Below are 19970 nucleotides of genomic sequence, written 5' to 3' on the forward strand. Positions count from 1 at the left end.
CGGTTATCGAAATCACCATTTTCGCCACGGCCTGCCGCTTTTTGATTCAGACACTAAAGTCATTCAACCCCTATCATAATCGAGTGATGCGGTTTGAAGGATTGATTTTAGCCGAATTCGTTGCGTAAGCTTGTCTCTCAGCTGGCGTGACAGGATTTCCATGGGGCTTCATTCGAGAATTGCCGGGGTTTGGGTAGCAGGAGCGATGGGAATCGCTGCTGCGCTGACTTCTGTGATCGCCGAAGCGGCTCCTGTTGAAACGTCATTCGTGGTCAAGGCTCCACAGGCCCTGCTGATCGATGACCGCAGCGGTACCGTGCTTTTGTCGAAAAACGCCGATGTGCCGATCCCGCCTGCCTCCCTTGCCAAGCTCATGACCGCGGAAGTGGTGTTCGAAGCGCTGGAAAAAGGCCAGACCACGCTTGAAACGCCCTATACGGTCAGCGAAAACGCATGGCGGACGGGCGGTGCGCCGTCAGGCACATCGACGATGTTCGCCCGCATCAAGTCCGCGCCGACTGTCGCGGATCTTCTTCAGGGGCTGATTGTTCAGTCGGCTAATGATGGCGCCATCATTCTTGCCGAAGGACTTGCGGGAAGTGAAAAAGGCTTCGCGGAACGCATGAACGGGCGCGCGAAGGAACTCGGCCTGTCGGGTTCCGTATTCGTCAATTCAACGGGGCTACCGGCAGATGGGCAAAGCGTCACGCTCGATGATCTGGCCAAGCTTGCCCGGCATATTCATTCGGCCCATCCGGATTTCTACAAATATTATGCGCAGGAAGCTTTTACCTGGAACAATATCACCCAGCGCAACCGCAATCCGCTTTTGCGGCTGGATGTTGGCGCGGATGGCATGGGCACCGGTTACACGGAAGCATCTGGTTACGCTCTAGTCGCATCGGCTGAGCAGAACGGGCGGCGTCTGTTTCTTGCGTTGAGCGGTCTCGCCAGCGTCAAGGAGCGCGAAGAGGAAGCCAGAAAGCTGATCCAGTGGGGCATGACGTCGTTTGACGATATGCGTCTTTATTCGGCAAACGATATTGTGGGGGAAGCGCAGGTTTTCGGCGGGACACAGGCCAGTGTTTCGCTGAAAGTGAAGGACGATGTCGAATTACTGCTGCCCAAAGAGGGGCGGGAAAAGCTGAAGGCACGGTTCATTTATGAGGGGCCGCTGCATGCGCCGGTCGCAGTTGAAAGCAAGGTCGGTATGCTGGAGTTTGATCTCAACGGCAATATGGTTCAGCAAGTGCCGCTGTTTGCTGCGCAATCCGTCGAGAAAGGCAGTCTTGTGCAAAGAGCATGGAGCAGCGCGGTGGAACTTTCGACCGGCTGGTTGCGCAAATATCTTTAGACAGTTTTCGGGACATGCTCAAAATTCTCGACCTCACCGCCAAAGGCCGGTATGAACTTGAATCAAGCTCTTGTGGCTATTGAATCTTTTCAGAACGTAATGCGGAAGCCAGAGTGTCAGGATTATTCATTACATTCGAAGGCGGCGAAGGTGCAGGCAAGTCGACGCAGATCGCCTTGCTTGCCAAATATCTGCGCGCAAACGGATTTGATCCCGTCATTACGCGCGAACCCGGTGGTTCGCCGGGCGCTGAGGCTGTGCGGCACGTCATCCTGAGCGGCAATGCCGAAAGCTATGGTCCGGCCATGGAGGCAATGTTGTTTGCAGCCGCCCGCGCCGATCATGTCGATCAGCTGATCCGCCCGGCGCTTGCTGAGGGGCGCGTGGTGCTTTGCGACCGCTTCATCGATTCCAGCCGCGCCTATCAGGGTGTGACTGGCAATCTCGACGCGACCTATATGGCAGCCATTGAACGCATTGCAATCGACGGTGCTGTTCCCGACATGACAATCATTCTCGATATTCCGGCTGAAAAAGGGCTTTCCCGTGCCGGAAAGCGACGCGGTAACGAGACTGCGGATCGATTTGAGAAGGAAGACATTGCCGTGCATGAGGCGCGCCGTCAGGCATTTCTGGCCATTGCGGCTGCGGAGCCAGAGCGCTGCAAGGTTGTTGCAGCTGATCGATCGCAGGAAGAAATAGCTGAAGATATCGGCGCACTGGCCAGCGAACTTTTGAAAAAGAAGGGGCTGTTGTGATCGACGAACTCGACGTCCCCAAGGCGCATGATTCCATTGAAGGTATTCCGGGACCATCCGCGAGTGATTTTCTGACCGGTCACGGGGAGGTGACACGCTTTCTGGCGCAGGCCTATCGCGAAGGCCGGATGCACCATGCTTTGTTGCTCGAGGGCGAGCAGGGCATCGGCAAGGCGACGCTCGCTTTCCATCTGGCGGGGCATATGCTGACCCACGGCGATCAGACCAATGCGCCGGAAGATATCGGTACGCCGGATTTTTCGAGGCCTCTTTGGCGGCAGATCGCGGGTGGCATGCACCCAGCAGTGTTGCATATCAATCGCCCGTTCGACCAGAAGACCGGCAAATTCCGCACCGGTATCACGGTCGAGGAAATCCGTCGCGTCACGCATTTTCTGACCCGCACCGCCTCGGACCATGCTTGGCGCATCGTCATCGTCGATCCCGCCGACGATATGAACCGCAATGCGGCCAATGCGCTATTGAAGACACTGGAAGAACCGCCAGCGCGCGCGCTGTTCGTTCTAGTGTCGCATTCATCCGGTCGCCTTTTGCCGACCATCCGTTCCCGCTGCCAGAGCATTCAGCTGCGTCCGCTGGACGAAATCGCCATGAAGGATGCGCTGACTCATGTCAGCGCGCATATTGGGCTGGATGCATCGGGTGTCACGCCGACGCTTCTGGAACGCGCCGAAGGCAGCGTGCGCAAGGCGCTTCTGCTTCTGGCGCATGGCGGCATTGAGATTTCCGACACCGTCGATGGGATACTGGAGAGGCCGGCCTTCGATCTGCCCAAGGCGCAGGCGTTGGCCAGCGTCCTGACGGGGCGTGAGGCGGAAATTCAGTATCAACTTTTCCGCGATCATCTGATGGAGCGCATCGCCACGGAAGCGCGCCAGCGCGCCGAAGCAGGGCAATTGCGGGAGGCCGATCAGTGGTCGCGATTCTGGAGCGATCTCGGTCGCGAGATCATCGATGCTGAAACCTATAATCTTGATCGCAAGCAAGCGGTTGTGATCCTGCTGGAGAAGACGCATCGCGCTTTTCACACTGGCGCTGGATCATAGCTCCAGATTGGCCCAACTTGCTGCACTGCGGCGTGACATGACTGCTCACATGGGTTATGTCACAGCCGACGATTTTCTCTTGTGTGTGTCTGGTGATCGTTCCCGCAAACGGTCAGGCGCGCTTTCAAACATCGAAAGACCGGGTCCATAATGAGCCGCGAAAAATACTATATCACCACCGCGATTGCTTACCCCAACGGCAAGCCGCATATCGGTCATGCCTATGAACTGATCGCAACCGACGCGATGGCGCGTTTTCAGCGCCTGAACGGCAAGGATGTGCATTTCCTGACCGGTACGGACGAACACGGCATCAAGATGCTGCAAAGCGCGCGCAAGGAAGGCATCACGCCTCGCGAGCTTGCAGACCGCAATACCGAAGCTTTCCGTCGCATGGCCGAGGTTCTGAACAGCTCGAACGACGATTATATCCGCACCTCCGAAGAGCGTCACTACAAGGCCAGCCAGGCCATCTGGCAGGCAATGGCCGCCAATGGCGACATCTATAAGGGCGGCTATGCGGGCTGGTACTCGGTTCGCGACGAAGCTTATTACGGCGAGGAAGAAACCGAAGTCCGCGCGGATAATGTTCGCTACGGTCCACAAGGCACGCCTGTCGAGTGGGTTGAAGAGGAAAGCTATTTCTTCCGTCTCTCGCAATATCAGGACAAGCTGCTCGATCTTTATGAAAAGAATCCGGGCTTCATCATGCCTGCCGAACGCCGCAATGAAATTGTGAGCTTCGTGAAGTCCGGTCTGAAGGACCTGTCGATTTCGCGCACCACTTTCGATTGGGGCATTCCGGTGCCGGGCGACGAAAAGCACGTCATGTATGTCTGGGTCGATGCGCTGACCAATTACATTACCGCACTCGGCTATCCCGATACGACCGGCGACAAGTGGGCCTATTGGCCTGCCGATGCGCATATCATCGGCAAGGATATTTCGCGTTTCCATGCCGTCTACTGGCCTGCATTCCTGATGTCGGCAGGCATTCCGCTGCCGAAGCGCGTGTTTGCACACGGCTTCCTGTTCAACCGCGGCGAGAAAATGTCGAAGTCGCTCGGCAACGTCATCGATCCGTTCGGTCTGGTCGAGCGTTACGGGCTGGATCAGCTGCGTTACTTCCTGATGCGCGAAGTGCCGTTCGGACAGGATGGCAGCTACAGCCATGACGCCATCGTCAACCGCACCAATGCTGATCTTGCCAACGATCTTGGCAATCTGGCGCAGCGTTCGCTGTCGATGATCGCCAAGAATTGCGAAGGCAAGGTGCCGCAGCCGGGTGAATTCTCGGACGCCGACAAGGCCATTCTCGATCAGGCCGATGCGGCGCTGGAAACAGCGCGTAAGGCCATGGACGATCAGGCGCTGCATCTGGCGCTCGGCGCGATCTTTGCGGTTGTCGCCGAAGCGAACCGCTATTTCGCCGGGCAGGAGCCATGGGCACTGCGCAAGACCGATCCGGCGCGCATGGGCACTGTGCTTTATGTGACGGCGGAAGTTATTCGCCGTGTCGGCATCATGGTGCAGCCTTTCATCCCGCAGTCGGCGGAAAAGCTGCTCGATATTCTGGCCATCCCTGCCGACAAGCGCCAGTTCACTGACGTGGCAGCAAGCCAGCTCATCGGTGGCGCCGATCTGCCAGCCCCGCAGCCGGTCTTCCCGCGCTATGTGGAAACCGAAGAGCAGAACTGAGTGCGATGATGCTTGTCGATAGCCATTGTCACCTGGATTTTGCCGATTTCGAGCCGGAGCGCGATGCTGTTGTGCAGCGCGCGCTCGACGCCGGGATCAAGCGCATGGTGACGATCTCCACACGGGTGCGTAAATTCGATTCGATCCGCGCTATCGCGGAAACCTATGAGTCCGTTTATTGCTCGGTCGGCACCCATCCGAACAATGCGCATGAAGAACTGGACATTACGGCTGACGATCTGGTGCGCCTCGCGGAACACCCGAAAGTTGTCGCCATAGGCGAGGCGGGTCTCGATTATCATTACGACTACGCTCCGCCGGAAGCGCAGCGCCAGGGGTTTCTCGTCCACATCGAAGCCGCGCGCCGCACGCAACTGCCGCTGGTCATCCATGCGCGCAGCGCCGATGACGACATGGCCGAAATTCTGGAGCAAGAAACCGCCAAGGGCGCGTTTCCCTTCATTCTCCATTGTTTCTCGTCCGGTCGCGCACTGGCGGAAAAAGGTGTTGAACTGGGCGGCTATGTTTCGTTTTCCGGCATTCTGACTTTCAAGAACTCGCCGGAAATCCGCGAAATTGCGACCATCGTTCCGCGTGACCGTCTGCTGGTGGAAACGGATGCGCCGTTCCTTGCGCCGCTGCCGCATCGTGGCAAGCGCAACGAACCGTCTTTCGTGCAGCACACCGCTGCCATGCTGGCCGAGACGATTGGCGTGAGCAATGAAGAAGTCGCCCGCATCACGAGCGACAACGTGTTCAGGCTCTTCTCCAAGATGCCCCGGCCTTCAGAGGAAGTTTGAGCGTGACTTCTCCCCGAAATTGCCTGCGATTTACGATTCTGGGCTGCGGTTCGTCGCCCGGCGTGCCGCGCGTCAATGGCGATTGGGGGAAATGCGATCCGCAAAACCCGAAAAACCGTCGCACGCGTACCTCGCTGCTGGTTGAGCGTTTTAATGAGAGCGGCAACCACACCACGGTGGTGATCGATACGGGGCCGGATTTTCGCACGCAGATGATCAATGCCAGCGTGCACGCGCTCGATGCGGCGGTCTATACCCATCCGCATGCCGACCACATTCACGGGATCGACGATCTGCGCACCTATGTGGTGGATAATCGGCGGCTGATGGATGTCTATGCCAACCGCTTCACGCGTAACCGGCTCTACGACGCCTTTGGCTATTGTTTTGAGACGCCGGCGGGCTCAAGCTATCCGCCGATCCTGAGCATGCATGATATTGCAGCGGAAACACCCTTCACCGTCGACGGTGAAGGAGGTGAGATCCGGTTCGAACCCTTCCGGCAGATCCACGGCGATATCGAGTCGCTCGGCTTCCGTATCGGCAATGTTGTCTATTGCACGGATGTCAGTGCGTTCCCGGATGAGAGCCTGCGCTATATCCGGCATGCGGATGTGCTGATCCTTGGTGCCTTGCAATATCGCCCGCATCCGAGCCATTTCTCGCTCGAACAGGCGCTGGAATGGATTGAGCTGTTTGCGCCCAGGCGGGCAATACTCACGCATATGCATGTGCCACTGGACTACGAAACGGTGCTGCGTGAAACGCCTGAGAATGTTGAGCCCGGATATGATGGGCTCCGGTTTGAAATCCCGGCCTAAAATAATAAGCCCGGCATCTCTGCCGGGCTTTTTCGTGTTTGCTATCATCAGCGATCAGGCACGGGCCGGGAAAGGCATCACATTACTGCCTTCTGCGGGCTTGGCCTGCTTGTCTTCCAGAGCAAGACCACCGGCGCGGAGCAGGTCGGAGAAACGACCGCCGCGGGCTGCAAGCTCATCGAAGCTGCCGCGTTCGACCAGATGGCCCTTGTCCATGAACAGAACCTGATCCGCTGAGCGTACCGTCGAAAGACGGTGCGCGATGATGAAGGTTGTGCGGTTCTGGCTCAGATCGTCCACAGCCTGCTTCACTTTTTCTTCGGTCTCGACGTCGAGCGCGCTTGTCGCTTCGTCGAGCACGAGGATCGGCGAATCCTTCAGGATGGCGCGTGCAATCGCCAGACGCTGGCGTTCGCCGCCCGAAAGCTGCGAGCCGCGCTCGCCGACAACCGTGTCGTAACCGTTTGCCTTGGCGAGAACGAAGTCGTGCGCGGCGGCAGCCTTGGCGGCGGCATGGACGTCTTCATGCGTGGCATCTTCACGACCGACGCGGATATTCTCCTCCACGGAACGATTGAAGAGACCGGCATCCTGAAACACGGTGGCAATCGCATGACGCAGCGAACGGCGGCTGACGGTGCGTGTATCGACGCCGTCGATCAGCACGCGACCTGCGGCCGGATCGAACACGCGCTGGAGGATATTGATCAGCGTCGTCTTGCCTGCACCGGTCGGACCGACGATGGCCACCGTCTGGCCGGGCTTCACCTCGAAGGAAACATCATAGACGCCCTGACCCGAATTCGGGAACTCGAAGGTGACATTGTCGAAGACGATGTCGCCCTTGACGTTTTCCAGATCGGCGACGTCCTGCGGCTCCTGACGGTCGGCAGTCGCATCTTCCATTTCGAAGAATTCTTCGAGCTTGGCGCGTGCGGTCACGGTCTGGTTGATGAAGGCGCTGATCTGGTCGAGACGGCCGATCATCAGCTGTGCGAAGCCGATAAAGGCAATCACATCGCCAACGCGCATCTGGCCTTTGGTCACGAAATAAGCACCGAGAACCAGCACGACCACCATGGAGAAGGTCGAAGCCATCCGGTTCAGACCGCTGGCAAGTGCCCACCAGTTAAGAACCGGAAACTGTGCCTTTTCCAGATTGCGGGCATAGTCGCGCAGCGCCTGCGTTTCCGAGGCAATGCGGTTATAGCTCTGCACGACCGAAACATTGCTGATCGTATCGCTGACATGTTCGAAAAGCTTGTGGTGGTGCTTCTCAACGGCCATCTGGCCGTCCTTGGTCTTGCGCATGACCAGTTGGCCGATCATGACATAGATGACGCCGAGCACGATCAGGACGAGCGACATGCGCATATCCATGTTCATGGCAACCGGAATAAGCGTCGCCAGCGCCACAACCGTGGTCAGGTGCTGACGCATGAATTCGAGCCAGAGCGTGAAGAGCGAGTCCGTCGCGCGGATCAGCGTGTGCAGCGCATTCGACGTGCCGCGCTTCTGATGCCAGGCAAGCGGCATGGTGATCAGGCGCTCATAGGAGTCGATCATCACGCCGAGACGGCGGCGATGCGCAAGCCTATCCGCACCACGCGCCACAAAAACGGCTGCGATGATGTTGAAAACGCCAAGGGCTGCCCACATCGACAGCGGGGAGAAGATATCTCCCTTGTCGGAAATGGCCTGAATGACCTTACCGAAAAGGATAGGCTCGGCCAGAGTTACAAGGGCAACAAGGACACTCGCGACACACATCGATATCGTTGCGGCTTTCTCGACCGCAAGATATTCCATGGCTCGCCAGTATATTTTGAGCAATGACACTTTCGCACTCCCGCTCGTTCTATTTACGGGGCTACATGGTATAGCCCCGCCTTTGTATCAATATTCTATGACTGCAAGAAGTGGCTATCGGGTGTCAAATCCGGCCATAAATTAAAAACGTATGTAACTGAGTGTGAAGATTCAGCGGATTTCGCGCCAATATGAGCGAAAACTAAACTTAAAGCTTGCAGTTTCAAGTTTTATGGAATTCTACGCCACGCATTCGAATTCGGCGTCAAAATCCGCTCTGAGGATGGCGGAAATCAAATGTCGGCATCAGAGCACTAGCAATCGTGGAAACTCACGTCTATTGACAGGAATAACACTCAGACACGCCGATTGCGCGTGGCAGAAAGATATTGATCGGGTTTCTCATGGCAGGCGTTGAACAGAAGATTGTGGATACAAGCGAAGCGGGCATGCGCCTCGATCGCTGGTTCAAGGTTCACTTTCCTGGGCTGGGCTTCGGCCATCTGCAAAAATTGCTGCGTTCCGGTCAGGTTCGCGTCGATGGTGGTCGCGCCAAGGCTGATACGCGCCTTCAGGCGAACCAGATGGTTCGCATCCCGCCGCTCGGTGTCGATGAAAAGGCAACTGGCCCAGTCACAGCGCGTACCATCCGCAGCCAGCAGGACGGCGACGTTCTCTCGCAGATGCTGATTTACGAAGACCCGAAGGTGTTTGTCTTCAACAAGCCAGCGGGTCTCGCCGTGCAGGGCGGTTCGGGACTGACCCGTCACGTTGACGGTATGCTGGAAGCGTGGCGCAACAAGAAGGGCGAAAAGCCGCGGCTTGTTCATCGCATCGACCGCGATACATCGGGCGTGCTTGTGGTGGCGCGCACGCGCGGCGCGGCGCAGGCTCTGACTGCCGCTTTCCGCGAACGTGATACCAAAAAGACCTACTGGGCTTTGGTGAAGGGTGTTCCGCGCAAGCGTGAAGACAAGATTTCGACCTGGCTGGTCAAGGAACAGACACCCGATGGCGACAAGATGCGCGTTTGCCAGCATGGCGAACCGGATTCCGATCACGCAGTTTCCTATTATCGCATCATCGAAAAGGTGGGCAACAATCTGACATGGCTGGAAATGGAGCCCTATACGGGCCGCACGCACCAGCTGCGCGTTCACGCCGCCTATATCGGTCATCCAATCATCGGCGATCCGAAATATTTCGAAGCCGACCAGAACTGGGAGTTTCCCGGCGGCATTCAGAAGCGTCTGCATCTGCATGCGCGCCGCATCCGCATCCCAAACCCATCGGGCGGGATCATTGATGTGACCGCGCCGCTGCCGCCGCACATGGTTCAGTCGTGGAACCTGCTTGGTTTCGATGAGGACAGTGCGGAAGACTAACCAATAAAGTCAAACTGACGATTTCGGTGCGAAAATGGGGCAGGGGAAAGTTGAAGCGCTGGCGCCGGGCCGGGCTTCTTTCGATGGGCTGGCCGTGGCGTTGGTCATCTTCATCATGTTCAGCTGGGGGCTTAATCAGGTTGCCGTGAAGATCGGCAATCAGGGTTTCAATCCGATGCTGATGGCCGCCGGGCGTTCCGCTCTCGGCGGCATATGCGTGTTTTTCTGGTGTTTCTGGCGACGCATTCCGCTGTTCAGAAATGACGGAACCCTGCTGCCGGGCATTCTTGCGGGGCTGTTGTTTGGCACCGAGTTTGTGCTGATTTTTCTCGCGATGGACCTCACCAGCGTCAGTCGCGTGACACTGATGATGAATGTCATGCCGTTCTGGGTGGCGATCGGCAGCCATTTCCTGCTCGGCGAGCGCATGTCGATCCGGGCGTTCATCGGCATGTGCGTGGCGTTTCTGGGTGTGTTTGTGGTGTTTTCTGATCATGTCAGCCGACCGGGGCCCTATGCGTTCTATGGCGATTTGCTGGCGCTTGTTTCGGGCATTCTCTGGGGGCTGACCACGCTGGTTATCAAGCGCAGCAAACTCGCTTATGCCGTTCCTGAGAAAATCCTGCTGTATCAGCTGGTCGTCGCCACGTTGGTGCCGCTACCGTTTATCGGCCTTGCCGGCCCACTCGTGCGCGATCCGAAAGTTCTTTCGGTAATCTCGCTGCTGTTTCAGTCCTTCTTTGTGGTCGCATTCACCTATCCGCTCTGGTTCTGGATGGTGAATCGCTATCCGGCGTCGAAGCTTTCCAACTTTGCCTTTCTCACGCCCGCTTTTGGCGTGTTGCTGAGCGGAATCGTGCTCGGCGAGGCCTTGAGCTGGAAGATATTCGCAGCCTTGATCCTGATCGGCCTTGGCTTGATAATCATCAATCGACCGGCAAAGGCGGCAGCAGCACGATGAAACTTGTTCTTTTCGATTGCGACGGCACTTTGGTCGATAGCGGTGACTTCATCCATCGCTGCATGGCAGAGAGCTTTGCCGATGCGGGGCTAACGCCACCGGAACAAGCCCAGACGCATTCCATCATCGGTCTGTCGCTTCCGTTGGCCATTGCGCGATTGCTGGGCCGCGAGCCTGATGAACAGGTCAATTGGTTGACGCAGCGCTACAAGGATAATTTCGTGCGACTGCGGCAGGCGCCGGATTTCTCGGAGCCGCTCTATGACGGCATTCTGCCGCTTCTGACCGAACTCGGCGAGCGGGACGATCTTCTGTTGGGGATCGTCACGGGCAAATCTCGTCGCGGCGTCCATGCGGTGTTCGAACGCCATGGCATCGGCAAGCATTTTCTGGTCATTCGCACGGCGGACGACTGCCCGTCCAAACCCCATCCGGCGATGGTGCTTGAATCCTGCGCGGAAATGGGGATAGAACCCGACCGAACCATTGTTATCGGCGATGCGATTTACGATATGCAGATGGCGCGCTCGGCAGGAGCCATGGCGGCGGGCGTGTCATGGGGTTATCATGACCGGCATGCGCTCGTCGAAGCCGGTGCGCACCACATATTGGCTACGCCGCACGACCTTCATCCGCTGCTGAAAGCAATGGATGCACTTTAAAAAGTTGGAAAGACCCCATGCGTGATACTTTAAGCGATCTTGAAGCCGGAAAGCAGCTTTCCGACGAGAATCCCATCATACGAGCGCAGAAGCTGATGCAGGCGCAACTGCCGAAGCGGTTCTATGAGCAGGTGGAAGTCGCTGAAGTGGAAGGTGGTTTTGCCGTTCATCTCGACGGTCGCCCGGTAAAGACACCAGCGCGCAGTCTCCTCATGCTTCCGACGGCTTCGGCGGCAGAGATCGTTGCTGAAGAATTCCGTGCGCAGGAAAAGGTTATCGATCCGGGTAAAATGCCCGCAACGCGCCTTGTGAACACGGCCATTGACGGCATCGCGCAGGACCCGCAGGCGGTGCTTGAAGACATATTGCGCTTCGCAGGCACGGATTTGCTCTGCTATCGCGCCGACGCGCCACAGGAACTGGTGTCGCGCCAGACGGCGCGGTGGGACCCGCTGATCGACTGGGCGGAAACGCTGGGCGCGCGCTTTACGCTTGCCGAAGGCGTGATGCATGTGGAGCAGTCGCGTGAGGCGATTACGGCATTTGGCATTCATCTGTCCGCATTCACCGACCCGATTGCGCTTGCTTCGCTCCATACGATGACGACGCTAACCGGCTCGGCCATCATCGCGCTGGCCATCGCCAAGGGCGAAGTATCCGCCGAAGACGGCTGGACACTGGCGCATATCGACGAAGACTGGACGACCGAACAGTGGGGCGAAGACGCGGAAGCGGCTGCACGGCGCAAGGCGCGCGCGGTCGAAATGATGATCGCAGCGCGGGTAATCAAGGCGCTTTGAGCCAACTGAAACTATTTCTCAAATAGTTTATCCAAGGCATTGATTACAAAAAGAAAACCCGGCCATAAGGCCGGGTTTTCTTTTGCGCGTTTTTAAAAACGCGTCGTTCCCCTCGGTAACTCATGGAATGGCGGGAGCGCAAGCGCTCCCGCATCGCCGTTATTAGACCGAGTAGTACATGTCGAATTCGACCGGATGCGGGGTCATTTCGTAACGCATCACTTCGGCCATCTTTAGTTCGATGAACGAGTCGATCTGGTCGTCGGTGAACACGCCACCGGCCTTGAGGAATTCGCGATCCTTGTCGAGCGACTGGAGCGCTTCACGAAGCGAGCCGCAAACGGTCGGGATCTTCTTCAGTTCCTTTGCCGGCAGGTCATACAGATCCTTGTCCATGGCCTGGCCGGGATGGATCTTGTTCTTAATGCCGTCGAGGCCAGCCATCAGCAGCGCTGCGAAGCAGAGATACGGATTGGCAGCCGGATCCGGAAAGCGGACTTCAAGGCGCTTCGACTTCGGCGAAGAGCCGAAAGGAATACGGCAGGAAGCCGAACGGTTGCGTGCCGAGTAGGCCAGCAGAACCGGAGCTTCATAGCCCGGAACCAGACGCTTGTACGAATTGGTCGACGGGTTGGTGAATGCGTTCACAGCCTTGGCATGCTTGATGACGCCGCCGATGAAGAACAGGCAGTTTTCCGACAGACCGGCATATTCATTGCCAGCAAAGGTCGGCTTGCCGTCTTTCCAGATCGAGAAGTGAACGTGCATGCCCGAGCCGTTGTCGCCGAAAATCGGCTTCGGCATGAAGGTTGCGGTCTTGCCATAGGCATTGGCGACCTGATGCACAACATACTTGTAGATCTGCATCTTGTCGGCGTTGCGAACGAGGGAGTCGAACTTGACGCCGAGTTCGTGCTGGGCCGATGCCACTTCGTGGTGATGCTTTTCAACCGTTACGCCCATTTCCGTCAGAACGGTGAGCATTTCGGAACGCATGTCCTGGCAGCTGTCGATCGGCGGAACCGGGAAATAGCCGCCCTTGACGCGCGGACGGTGGCCGAGATTGCCGGTTTCATAGTCGGTGTCGTCGTTGGACGGCAGTTCGGTGGAATCGAGCTTGAATCCGGTATTGTACGGATCTGCCTTGTACTTGACGTCGTCGAAGACGAAGAATTCAGCTTCCGGGCCGACATAGACCGTGTCGCCGATGCCGAGCGACTTCATGTAGGCTTCTGCCTTCTTTGCGGTCGTGCGCGGATCGCGGCTGTAAGCCTCGCCCGAGATCGGCTCGAGAATGTCGCAAAGAATGACCAGCGTGGACTGGGCGAAGAACGGGTCGATATGGGCCGTCGCCGGATCAGGCATCAGAACCATGTCGGATTCGTTGATGGCCTTCCAGCCGGCGATCGAGGAGCCGTCAAACATGACGCCGTCAACGAACATTTCTTCGTCAACGAGGCCGATATCCATCGTAACGTGCTGGAGCTTGCCCTTCGGGTCGGTGAAGCGAAGGTCGACAAACTTGATGTCGTTGTCTTTGATCTGTTTCAGAATATCGTTGGCGGTCGTCATTTTAATTCCCTGTTTGCACGACGAAGGAGAGGTATGCAGGTGTTAATCAGATGGCATCGACGCCGGATTCACCGGTGCGGATACGAATGACTTCTTCAATGTTGGAGACGAAAATCTTGCCGTCGCCGATGCGACCCGTCTGGGCTGCCTTGCGGATGGCTTCAATCGCGTTGTCCACGGTTTCATCCGCTACAATGACTTCGACTTTCACCTTGGGAAGAAAGTCGACGACGTATTCGGCACCGCGGTAAAGCTCGGTATGACCTTTCTGTCGTCCAAAGCCCTTGGCTTCGATGACAGTGATGCCTTGCAAGCCGACTTCCTGAAGGGCTTCCTTCACTTCATCGAGTTTGAAGGGCTTAATGATGGCTTCGATCTTTTTCATCAGAGAATGGTCTCCGCTTTTCTTCAGAAATGAGCGTTGTGCCCGTTTCACTGTTGGAGAAGCATGAAGCGTGCCAGTTTGAAAAAACTAGGCAAAATTTTCTCTTCTCTTCCATTTCCTTAGCAGAGTGGCACTAAAGGCGGCACCTTTGCAAGGAGGTGCCTATCGTTGGGGTGTGGAAGAGCTATTCTGATATTGAATGTATGATTAAAAAGTAATCAATTTGCGACAAATATAGGCTCTCTTGCACAAAGCGCTCTGCCGCGTGTTTAATCACCGCGAAATCCGTCTTACGAAACAGGTGCGCGATGTTGGAATTGCTAAACCCCGATGAAATGGCAGCCGCGGACCGCTGGACCATGGATAACGGGGTGCGTGACGGCTTTTCGCTGATGCTGGCGGCGGGGCGGGCGGTGGCGGAAGTCGCACAACGCATGTTCGCCGACAAAGGGCCGGTCGCGGTTTTATGCGGACCGGGCAATAATGGCGGTGACGGTTATGTCGCAGCGCAATATCTTCTGGAAGCGGGTTTCGAGGTCGTGTGCTTCAGCGTCGCGCCGCCGCGAAAAGGCAGCGACGCGCTTCGTGCCTCGCTGTTTCACAAGGGCGAGGTGCGCAGCATCAACGAGTTTTCGCCCGCCAGTTTTTCCGGTGCCATCGATGCCATTTACGGCGCAGGGCTGACGCGTGACGTTCATGGGGCCGAAGCCGTGGCCATCGACGCGATCAACGCATCAGACATTCCGGTTATCGCCGTCGATCTGCCAAGCGGCGTGTCGGGCGCCAGCGGGCAGCTCTTGGGCGCGGCGGTCAAAGCGCGGGCAACCGTCACATTCTTTCGCAAGAAGCCCGGCCATTTATTGCAGCCGGGCAGGGCGTTATGCGGCGTTCTGCATGTGGCGGATATCGGCATTCCAGACCGTGTGCTGGACACGATCCGCCCACAGGCGCACGAAAATGCCCCCGCTTTGTGGGTGGATAGCTTGCCTGCCTTGAACGTCAATGCGCATAAATATAGCCGCGGACATGTCGCCGTCTTTTCTGGTGGCATGCACGCGACGGGCGCAGCGCGGCTGTCGGCACTGGCTGCGGCCAGAAGCGGCGCGGGAGCCGTAACGCTGTTGTCGCCACCGGATGCCGTGCCAATCAATGCGGCGCATGTCACCAGCATCATGGTGCGCGAAACCCGCAGTACCAGCGATGTACGGGAGTTCATCGCAGATCGAAAAGTCGCGGCGGCTGTGCTCGGCCCCGGTTACGGAAACGCAGCATTCGCACGCGAGCATGCCCTGATGCTGGGCGGGCGCTCGGCATCGGCATTTCCGGCGCTCAATGGGCTGGTGCTTGATGCGGATGGCATAACGGCATTCGAAAAGAATCCGCGAGAATTGTTTGAGGCGCGAAAAGGCGCGGCGACAGCGCTTGTTTTGACGCCGCATGAGGGAGAATTCCGTCGGCTCTTCCCGGATGTGGCCAAGGATGATGCGTCAAAGCTCGATAAGGCCCGTAAGGCGGCTACCCTTGCCAATGCGGTGGTGATCTATAAGGGGCCGGATACGGTCATCGCCGCCCCGGATGGTCGCGCCGCGATCAATGCAAATGGAACGCCGTTTTTGGCGACCGCCGGTTCCGGCGATGTTCTGGCAGGCATTGTGGCCGGTCTGTTGGCGCAGAGAATGTCGCCCTTCGAGGCAGCCTGTGCGGCAGTCTGGATTCATGCCGATGCGGGACGGCGCTTCGGTCACGGATTGATCGCTGAAGACTTGCCCGACCTGCTGCCCGCCGTCTGGTCCGCATTGGCAGTTTCAGCCCGAAGCTAAGGATTATCGGTGACGGGAGCCGCCTCTGCCGGTGCCGACATCAATAATGATATCGCCCGAGACAGAGACATCGGTGTTGCCGACCCGAAAATTCTTCCAGCTGCCTGCTGGCGTTCCATCCGGCTCCGGGGCGGGCGGTGGCGCCGAGACGAGAGGCTTTTGCGGTTCAACGCCCGGAAGACCGGGCGCGGATTTTTCCTGAGCGAAAGCGCCTGATGCCATAGCGGTTGAAAAAGCCAGCGTAACAAACTGAGAAACTGTATTTTTCACCGTTCTCGATCCTTTCAGACGGGGTCTGCAACCGCGTCGATCAGCTGTTGAGCCATTTCGAGGGTTAATTCGTCATAATGCGAAATCACCCGGCTCGGTTCGTAATGCTGGACCGGAAGGTCAGTATAACCGAAATCGACGGCTACCACAGGAATGCCCGCCGCCTTGGCCGTGTCGATATCCGTGCGGCTGTCGCCGACCATCAGCGCGCGATCACGATTGCCGCCAGCGCGCGCAATGGTGTCGGTCAGATGGCGCGGGTCCGGCTTGCGCCAGGCGAAAGTGTCCGCCCCACAGATCGCGGCAAAGCGCGCGGCTTCGCCCATTGACGTCAACAGCTTGACCGAAAGAGATTCGAACTTGTTCGTGCAGACAGCCAGCTCGAAGCCATGCGCCTGAAAGCGGTCGAGCGCTTCCAGCACACCGGGGAAAAACACGGAATGTCCGGGCATGTTGTCCGCATAATGCTCGCGGAACTCTTCCACCAACTGGTCGAGGCGCGTGTCATCGATCTGCGTCTGCTGCGCCGCGAAAGCGCGTTCGATCATGGTGCGTCCGCCCTGACCGACAAACCGGCGCAACGCTGCCCGATCGGCGGCCTTGAGACCGGAAATGGACAGGCAGTGATTGAGGCTGTCGAGCAGGTCCGGCGCGGTATCGACGAGTGTGCCGTCGAGATCGAAAACGATTATGGGCTTGGCACTGGCAACAGACATAATGTCTCTTTCGGATAGATGAGGTCAGGCATACGTAACCGATAGCGTGCAACGGCTCAAGGGCAGGTTCTCCGGTCGCGCAGATGTGAAATTCTGCGTCATATTTAAATAGATGCTTTGTTGTCATGCCTGCGCATGCTAGACGCGAACCGAATTGGGACGAGAATCCGCCGGTTCAACCCGGAGGATATGCTAGGATTTCTTTCATGGACGAAGCACGCAAGCTGAAGATCGCCGCCGCAGCCGAGGCGCTGACGCATGTCAAGGATGGTATGCGTCTTGGCATCGGCACGGGCTCCACGGCAGAAGAATTCGTGCGTCTGCTGGCCGAAAAAGTGCAGGGCGGCTTCAAGATCGTCGGCGTGCCGACCTCTGAACGCACCGCCAGCCTGTGTCAGGAACTGGGCGTTCCGCTGACGACGCTGGAAGAAACTCCGCATCTCGATCTGACCATTGACGGCGCGGACGAAGTCGATTCCGAACTGTCGCTCATCAAGGGCGGCGGCGGCGCGCTGTTGCGCGAAAAGATCGTGGCCGCAGCCTCGGACGCCATGATCGTCATTGCCGACCAGTCGAAAGTTGTGGAAACGCTGGGCCGTTTTCCGCTGCCCATCGAGGTTAATCGCTTCGGTCTTGGCGCCACGATGCGCGCAATCGAGGCGGCAGCCGCGAAATGCGGCCTTGCAGGCCCGCTGAACCTGCGCTTAAAAGATGGTTCGCCTTTTGTAACGGATGGTGGACACTACATCGTCGATGCATCTTTTGGCCGCATTCCCGAGCCAAAGACACTATCTAACGCTCTCTTCGCCATTCCCGGCGTCGTCGAGCACGGACTTTTCATCGGGCTGGCGCGTGCGGCAGTGATTGCAGGCATCGACGGCATCCGAACCCTGAACCGGTCTTGAACTGCCAGTGCTATTGCTGGTGTTGAACTGATTGAACGGAGTATTGAGCATATGATCCCGGCAACTGGCTTTCGTCGTCTGATTGCACCGCTTTCCGTATTCGCCCTGATGGCCGGCGTTCATGCGGCTTCGGCGCAGGAAATCACTGATGCCCATCTGCAGGCTGCCCGCGAAGCGATCTCCGCGATCCACGCGACCGAGCAGTTCGACGAGATTCTGCCGAACGCAGCCCGCGCGCTCAAGGGCGAGCTGATCCAGAAGGACCCCAATCTCGAAGGTCTGATCACCAAGACCGTCGATGAAAAGGCTCTGGCTCTCGCTGCCCGCCGTTCGGACCTCGAAACCGAATCCGCACGCGCTTACGCAAAGGCGTTTTCGGAAGAGGAACTGAAGGCGATCTCGACCTTCTACACCTCGCCAGCTGGCAAGAAGCTTCTGTCGGAAGGCCCGATTGTGACCCGTGAAGTCGTGAAGGCCGCCAATGTCTGGCAAAATGGTGTTGCCCGTGACCTCGCTCGCGATGTTGCAGAAGTTCTGGCCGCTCAGGCCGGTGCGGCAGCTGGCCAGCAGACGCAGCAGCCTGCACAGCAGTAAATCACGGCTCAGATCAAATAATTTGAAAGCCCGGCGACTTGGCCGGGCTTTTTCTTTTGCCTACATATCATCGTCAGTAATTCTGAAGGAGATTCCCCATGACCGGATATGACTACGACCTCTTTGTTATCGGTGGCGGTTCCGGTGGTGTGCGCGCAGGCCGACTGGCGGGCGCCATGGGGAAGAAGGTCGGTCTGGCCGAAGAATATCGCATGGGCGGAACCTGCGTCATTCGCGGCTGTGTACCGAAAAAGCTGTTTGTCTATGCCTCGCAGTTTCCCGAACATTTCGAGGACGCCGCCGGTTACGGCTGGAGGGTGGGCGAAAGCAGCTTCGACTGGAAGAAGCTGATCGCTGGTAAGGACAAGGAAATCGACCGTCTGGAAGGGCTCTACCGCAAGGGGCTTGAAAATTCGAAGGTCGAGATTTTTGCAAGCCGCGCGGTGCTCGTCGATGAAAATACGGTCGAGCTGAAGGCTGATGGACGACGCGTTACTGCTGAACATATTCTGATCGCCACTGGTGGACGTCCGAACCCGCACGCGGCTTTGCCCGGCCATGAGCTTTGCATCAGCTCGAACGAGGCTTTTCATCTGGATGAATTGCCAAAGGCAATTGTCATCGCTGGCGGTGGCTATATCGCGGTCGAATTCGCCAATATCTTCCATGGTCTCGGCGTGGAAACCACACTTGTCTATCGCGGCAAGGAAGTCCTGAACGGTTTCGACGGCGATGTTCGCCATTTGCTGCATGAAACCATGGAAGCCAAGGGTATTCGCATCATTTGTGAGGCGGTTTTCGAGAAGGTTACGAAGCAGGCAAACGGCCTGTTGTCGATTGCCCTGTCGAATGGCGAGACGCTCGAGGCCGGGCAGGCGATGCTGGCGCTTGGCCGCATGCCCAACACGGAAGGACTCGGCCTTGAAACCGCTGGCGTGAAGTTGGACAAGCTCGGCGCCGTGGAAGTGGATGACTATTCGCGCACCAGCACCGCCAATATCTGGGCAGTCGGCGATGTCACCAACCGCGTGCAGCTGACGCCTGTGGCCATTCACGAGGCAATGTGCTTCCTTGAAACAGTTTTCAAGGACAATCCGACCAAGCCCGATCATGAATTGATCGCAACGGCTGTCTTTTCCCAGCCCGAAATTGGCACTGTCGGTTTGACCGAGGAAGAGGCAGCGAAGAAATATCCGGAAGTCGAAGTCTATCGCGCCTTGTTCCGTCCGATGAAGAACACGCTTTCGGGCCGCAACGAAAAGATGCTGATGAAGATCGTCGTCGATGCCAAAAGCCGCCGCGTCCTGGGCACCCATATTATGGGACCGGATGCCGGTGAAATGGCGCAGCTTCTGGGGATTTCGCTGAAGGCTGGCGCGACCAAGGATGATTTCGACCGCACCATGGCCGTGCATCCGACCGCCGCCGAAGAACTGGTCACGATGTACAAGCCAAGTTATCGCGTCGTAAATGGCGAAAAGGTCGAAGGCTGACCCTTTCGCCGCAGGCGAATATCATTAACGATTATTGCTGGTATAAAACCCGCGCGTGCATTATATCAGCGCGACCCACGCACGCCGGGATTAGACATGT

General features: G+C 57.5%; 19 protein-coding genes. 14 read left to right on the forward strand and 5 right to left on the reverse strand.

Annotation, left to right across the window (positions count from 1 at the left end):
- Nucleotides 1–160: 160 nt before the first annotated feature.
- From FIC94_RS13165 to FIC94_RS13190, 6 genes are all read left to right on the forward strand, one after another.
- Nucleotides 161–1354: a D-alanyl-D-alanine carboxypeptidase family protein gene (locus FIC94_RS13165; protein WP_371830912.1), complete on the forward strand. Its 1194-nt coding sequence runs from the start codon at nt 161–163 to the stop codon at nt 1352–1354.
- Between the two features lie 113 nt (nt 1355–1467).
- Nucleotides 1468–2112, forward strand: coding sequence for a dTMP kinase (gene tmk / locus FIC94_RS13170; protein WP_121536069.1), 645 nt, complete (start codon nt 1468–1470; stop codon nt 2110–2112).
- The gene (locus tag FIC94_RS13175) at nt 2109–3179 is read left to right on the forward strand and encodes a DNA polymerase III subunit delta' (RefSeq protein WP_140025165.1); all 1071 of its coding nucleotides are present in this window, start codon (nt 2109–2111) and stop codon (nt 3177–3179) included. Before tmk ends, FIC94_RS13175 begins: the two co-directional genes overlap by 4 nt.
- A gap of 150 nt (nt 3180–3329) precedes the next feature.
- Nucleotides 3330–4877 (forward strand): methionine--tRNA ligase, encoded by a 1548-nt coding sequence (gene metG, locus FIC94_RS13180; RefSeq protein ID WP_140025166.1) that lies wholly within the window; start codon nt 3330–3332, stop codon nt 4875–4877.
- Nucleotides 4878–4885: 8 nt separating this feature from the next.
- A complete protein-coding gene (locus FIC94_RS13185) occupies nt 4886–5677 on the forward strand; it encodes a TatD family hydrolase (protein WP_140025204.1) in 792 nt (263 codons plus the stop codon).
- 2 nt (nt 5678–5679) lie between these two features.
- Nucleotides 5680–6498: an MBL fold metallo-hydrolase gene (locus FIC94_RS13190; protein WP_140025167.1), complete on the forward strand. Its 819-nt coding sequence runs from the start codon at nt 5680–5682 to the stop codon at nt 6496–6498.
- A 54-nt stretch (nt 6499–6552) separates the two neighbouring features.
- Here the strand turns inward: FIC94_RS13190 and FIC94_RS13195 are convergent, their stop codons facing one another.
- Nucleotides 6553–8337 (reverse strand): glucan ABC transporter ATP-binding protein/ permease, encoded by a 1785-nt coding sequence (locus FIC94_RS13195; protein WP_140025168.1) that lies wholly within the window; start codon nt 8335–8337, stop codon nt 6553–6555.
- A gap of 374 nt (nt 8338–8711) precedes the next feature.
- On the opposite strand from FIC94_RS13195, the gene FIC94_RS13200 reads away from it, so the two are divergent.
- Genes FIC94_RS13200 through FIC94_RS13215 form a run of 4 tightly spaced genes read left to right on the forward strand, consistent with a single transcriptional unit; the run spans nt 8712 to nt 12115 of the window.
- Nucleotides 8712–9692 (forward strand): RluA family pseudouridine synthase, encoded by a 981-nt coding sequence (locus FIC94_RS13200; protein WP_121536300.1) that lies wholly within the window; start codon nt 8712–8714, stop codon nt 9690–9692.
- Nucleotides 9693–9726: 34 nt separating this feature from the next.
- Nucleotides 9727–10653, forward strand: a complete 927-nt coding sequence (locus FIC94_RS13205) for a DMT family transporter (protein ID WP_140025169.1) — start codon at nt 9727–9729, stop codon at nt 10651–10653.
- The gene (locus tag FIC94_RS13210; protein WP_124915984.1) at nt 10650–11315 is read left to right on the forward strand and encodes an HAD-IA family hydrolase; all 666 of its coding nucleotides are present in this window, start codon (nt 10650–10652) and stop codon (nt 11313–11315) included. The genes FIC94_RS13205 and FIC94_RS13210 overlap by 4 nt, the downstream gene beginning before the upstream one ends.
- Nucleotides 11316–11332: 17 nt before the next feature.
- The gene (locus FIC94_RS13215) at nt 11333–12115 is read left to right on the forward strand and encodes an ATP12 family chaperone protein (protein WP_140025170.1); all 783 of its coding nucleotides are present in this window, start codon (nt 11333–11335) and stop codon (nt 12113–12115) included.
- A 162-nt stretch (nt 12116–12277) separates the two neighbouring features.
- Here the strand turns inward: FIC94_RS13215 and glnA are convergent, their stop codons facing one another.
- Together glnA and FIC94_RS13225 are read right to left on the reverse strand one after the other, a co-directional pair.
- Complete coding sequence (gene glnA, locus FIC94_RS13220; protein ID WP_109368912.1) at nt 12278–13687, reverse strand: type I glutamate--ammonia ligase; 1410 nt, start codon at nt 13685–13687, stop codon at nt 12278–12280.
- A gap of 46 nt (nt 13688–13733) precedes the next feature.
- The gene (locus FIC94_RS13225) at nt 13734–14072 is read right to left on the reverse strand and encodes a P-II family nitrogen regulator (RefSeq protein WP_078338549.1); all 339 of its coding nucleotides are present in this window, start codon (nt 14070–14072) and stop codon (nt 13734–13736) included.
- A gap of 308 nt (nt 14073–14380) precedes the next feature.
- On the opposite strand from FIC94_RS13225, the gene FIC94_RS13230 reads away from it, so the two are divergent.
- Nucleotides 14381–15892: an NAD(P)H-hydrate dehydratase gene (locus tag FIC94_RS13230; protein ID WP_140025171.1), complete on the forward strand. Its 1512-nt coding sequence runs from the start codon at nt 14381–14383 to the stop codon at nt 15890–15892.
- Between the two features lie 3 nt (nt 15893–15895).
- Here FIC94_RS13230 and FIC94_RS13235 read toward each other — a convergent pair whose 3' ends face one another.
- Together FIC94_RS13235 and FIC94_RS13240 are read right to left on the reverse strand one after the other, a co-directional pair.
- Nucleotides 15896–16114 (reverse strand): hypothetical protein, encoded by a 219-nt coding sequence (locus tag FIC94_RS13235; RefSeq protein WP_109370217.1) that lies wholly within the window; start codon nt 16112–16114, stop codon nt 15896–15898.
- A gap of 62 nt (nt 16115–16176) precedes the next feature.
- Nucleotides 16177–16878 carry an HAD family hydrolase gene (locus tag FIC94_RS13240; RefSeq protein ID WP_140025172.1) on the reverse strand — a complete coding sequence of 234 codons (702 nt, stop codon included), beginning with the start codon at nt 16876–16878 and terminating at the stop codon, nt 16177–16179.
- 206 nt (nt 16879–17084) lie between these two features.
- Here FIC94_RS13240 and rpiA point away from each other — a divergent pair, with 206 nt between their 5' ends.
- From rpiA to gor, 3 genes are all read left to right on the forward strand, one after another.
- The gene (gene rpiA / locus FIC94_RS13245) at nt 17085–17783 is read left to right on the forward strand and encodes a ribose-5-phosphate isomerase RpiA (protein ID WP_140025173.1); all 699 of its coding nucleotides are present in this window, start codon (nt 17085–17087) and stop codon (nt 17781–17783) included.
- 51 nt (nt 17784–17834) lie between these two features.
- Nucleotides 17835–18377, forward strand: coding sequence for a DUF2059 domain-containing protein (locus FIC94_RS13250; RefSeq protein ID WP_109368916.1), 543 nt, complete (start codon nt 17835–17837; stop codon nt 18375–18377).
- Nucleotides 18378–18475: 98 nt separating this feature from the next.
- A complete protein-coding gene (gene gor, locus FIC94_RS13255) occupies nt 18476–19870 on the forward strand; it encodes a glutathione-disulfide reductase (protein ID WP_140025174.1) in 1395 nt (464 codons plus the stop codon).
- Nucleotides 19871–19970 lie beyond the last annotated feature (100 nt).

Origin of the sequence: Ochrobactrum teleogrylli (assembly GCF_006376685.1) — a bacterium.
Lineage (GTDB): Bacteria > Pseudomonadota > Alphaproteobacteria > Rhizobiales > Rhizobiaceae > Brucella > Brucella teleogrylli.

What these genes read in the sequence shown, in the direction of transcription:
- FIC94_RS13165 (WP_371830912.1), top strand. Translation starts at nt 161, where the DNA reads ATGGGGCTTCATTCGAGAATTGCCGGGGTTTGGGTAGCAGGAGCGATG.
- metG (WP_140025166.1), top strand. Translation starts at nt 3,330, where the DNA reads ATGAGCCGCGAAAAATACTATATCACCACCGCGATTGCTTACCCCAAC.
- FIC94_RS13185 (WP_140025204.1), top strand. Translation starts at nt 4,886, where the DNA reads ATGCTTGTCGATAGCCATTGTCACCTGGATTTTGCCGATTTCGAGCCG.
- FIC94_RS13200 (WP_121536300.1), top strand. Translation starts at nt 8,712, where the DNA reads ATGGCAGGCGTTGAACAGAAGATTGTGGATACAAGCGAAGCGGGCATG.
- FIC94_RS13205 (WP_140025169.1), top strand. Translation starts at nt 9,727, where the DNA reads ATGGGGCAGGGGAAAGTTGAAGCGCTGGCGCCGGGCCGGGCTTCTTTC.
- FIC94_RS13210 (WP_124915984.1), top strand. Translation starts at nt 10,650, where the DNA reads ATGAAACTTGTTCTTTTCGATTGCGACGGCACTTTGGTCGATAGCGGT.
- FIC94_RS13215 (WP_140025170.1), top strand. Translation starts at nt 11,333, where the DNA reads ATGCGTGATACTTTAAGCGATCTTGAAGCCGGAAAGCAGCTTTCCGAC.
- glnA (WP_109368912.1), bottom strand. Translation starts at nt 13,687, where the DNA reads ATGACGACCGCCAACGATATTCTGAAACAGATCAAAGACAACGACATC.
- FIC94_RS13225 (WP_078338549.1), bottom strand. Translation starts at nt 14,072, where the DNA reads ATGAAAAAGATCGAAGCCATCATTAAGCCCTTCAAACTCGATGAAGTG.
- FIC94_RS13230 (WP_140025171.1), top strand. Translation starts at nt 14,381, where the DNA reads ATGTTGGAATTGCTAAACCCCGATGAAATGGCAGCCGCGGACCGCTGG.
- FIC94_RS13235 (WP_109370217.1), bottom strand. Translation starts at nt 16,114, where the DNA reads ATGGCATCAGGCGCTTTCGCTCAGGAAAAATCCGCGCCCGGTCTTCCG.
- FIC94_RS13240 (WP_140025172.1), bottom strand. Translation starts at nt 16,878, where the DNA reads ATGTCTGTTGCCAGTGCCAAGCCCATAATCGTTTTCGATCTCGACGGC.
- rpiA (WP_140025173.1), top strand. Translation starts at nt 17,085, where the DNA reads ATGGACGAAGCACGCAAGCTGAAGATCGCCGCCGCAGCCGAGGCGCTG.
- FIC94_RS13250 (WP_109368916.1), top strand. Translation starts at nt 17,835, where the DNA reads ATGATCCCGGCAACTGGCTTTCGTCGTCTGATTGCACCGCTTTCCGTA.
- gor (WP_140025174.1), top strand. Translation starts at nt 18,476, where the DNA reads ATGACCGGATATGACTACGACCTCTTTGTTATCGGTGGCGGTTCCGGT.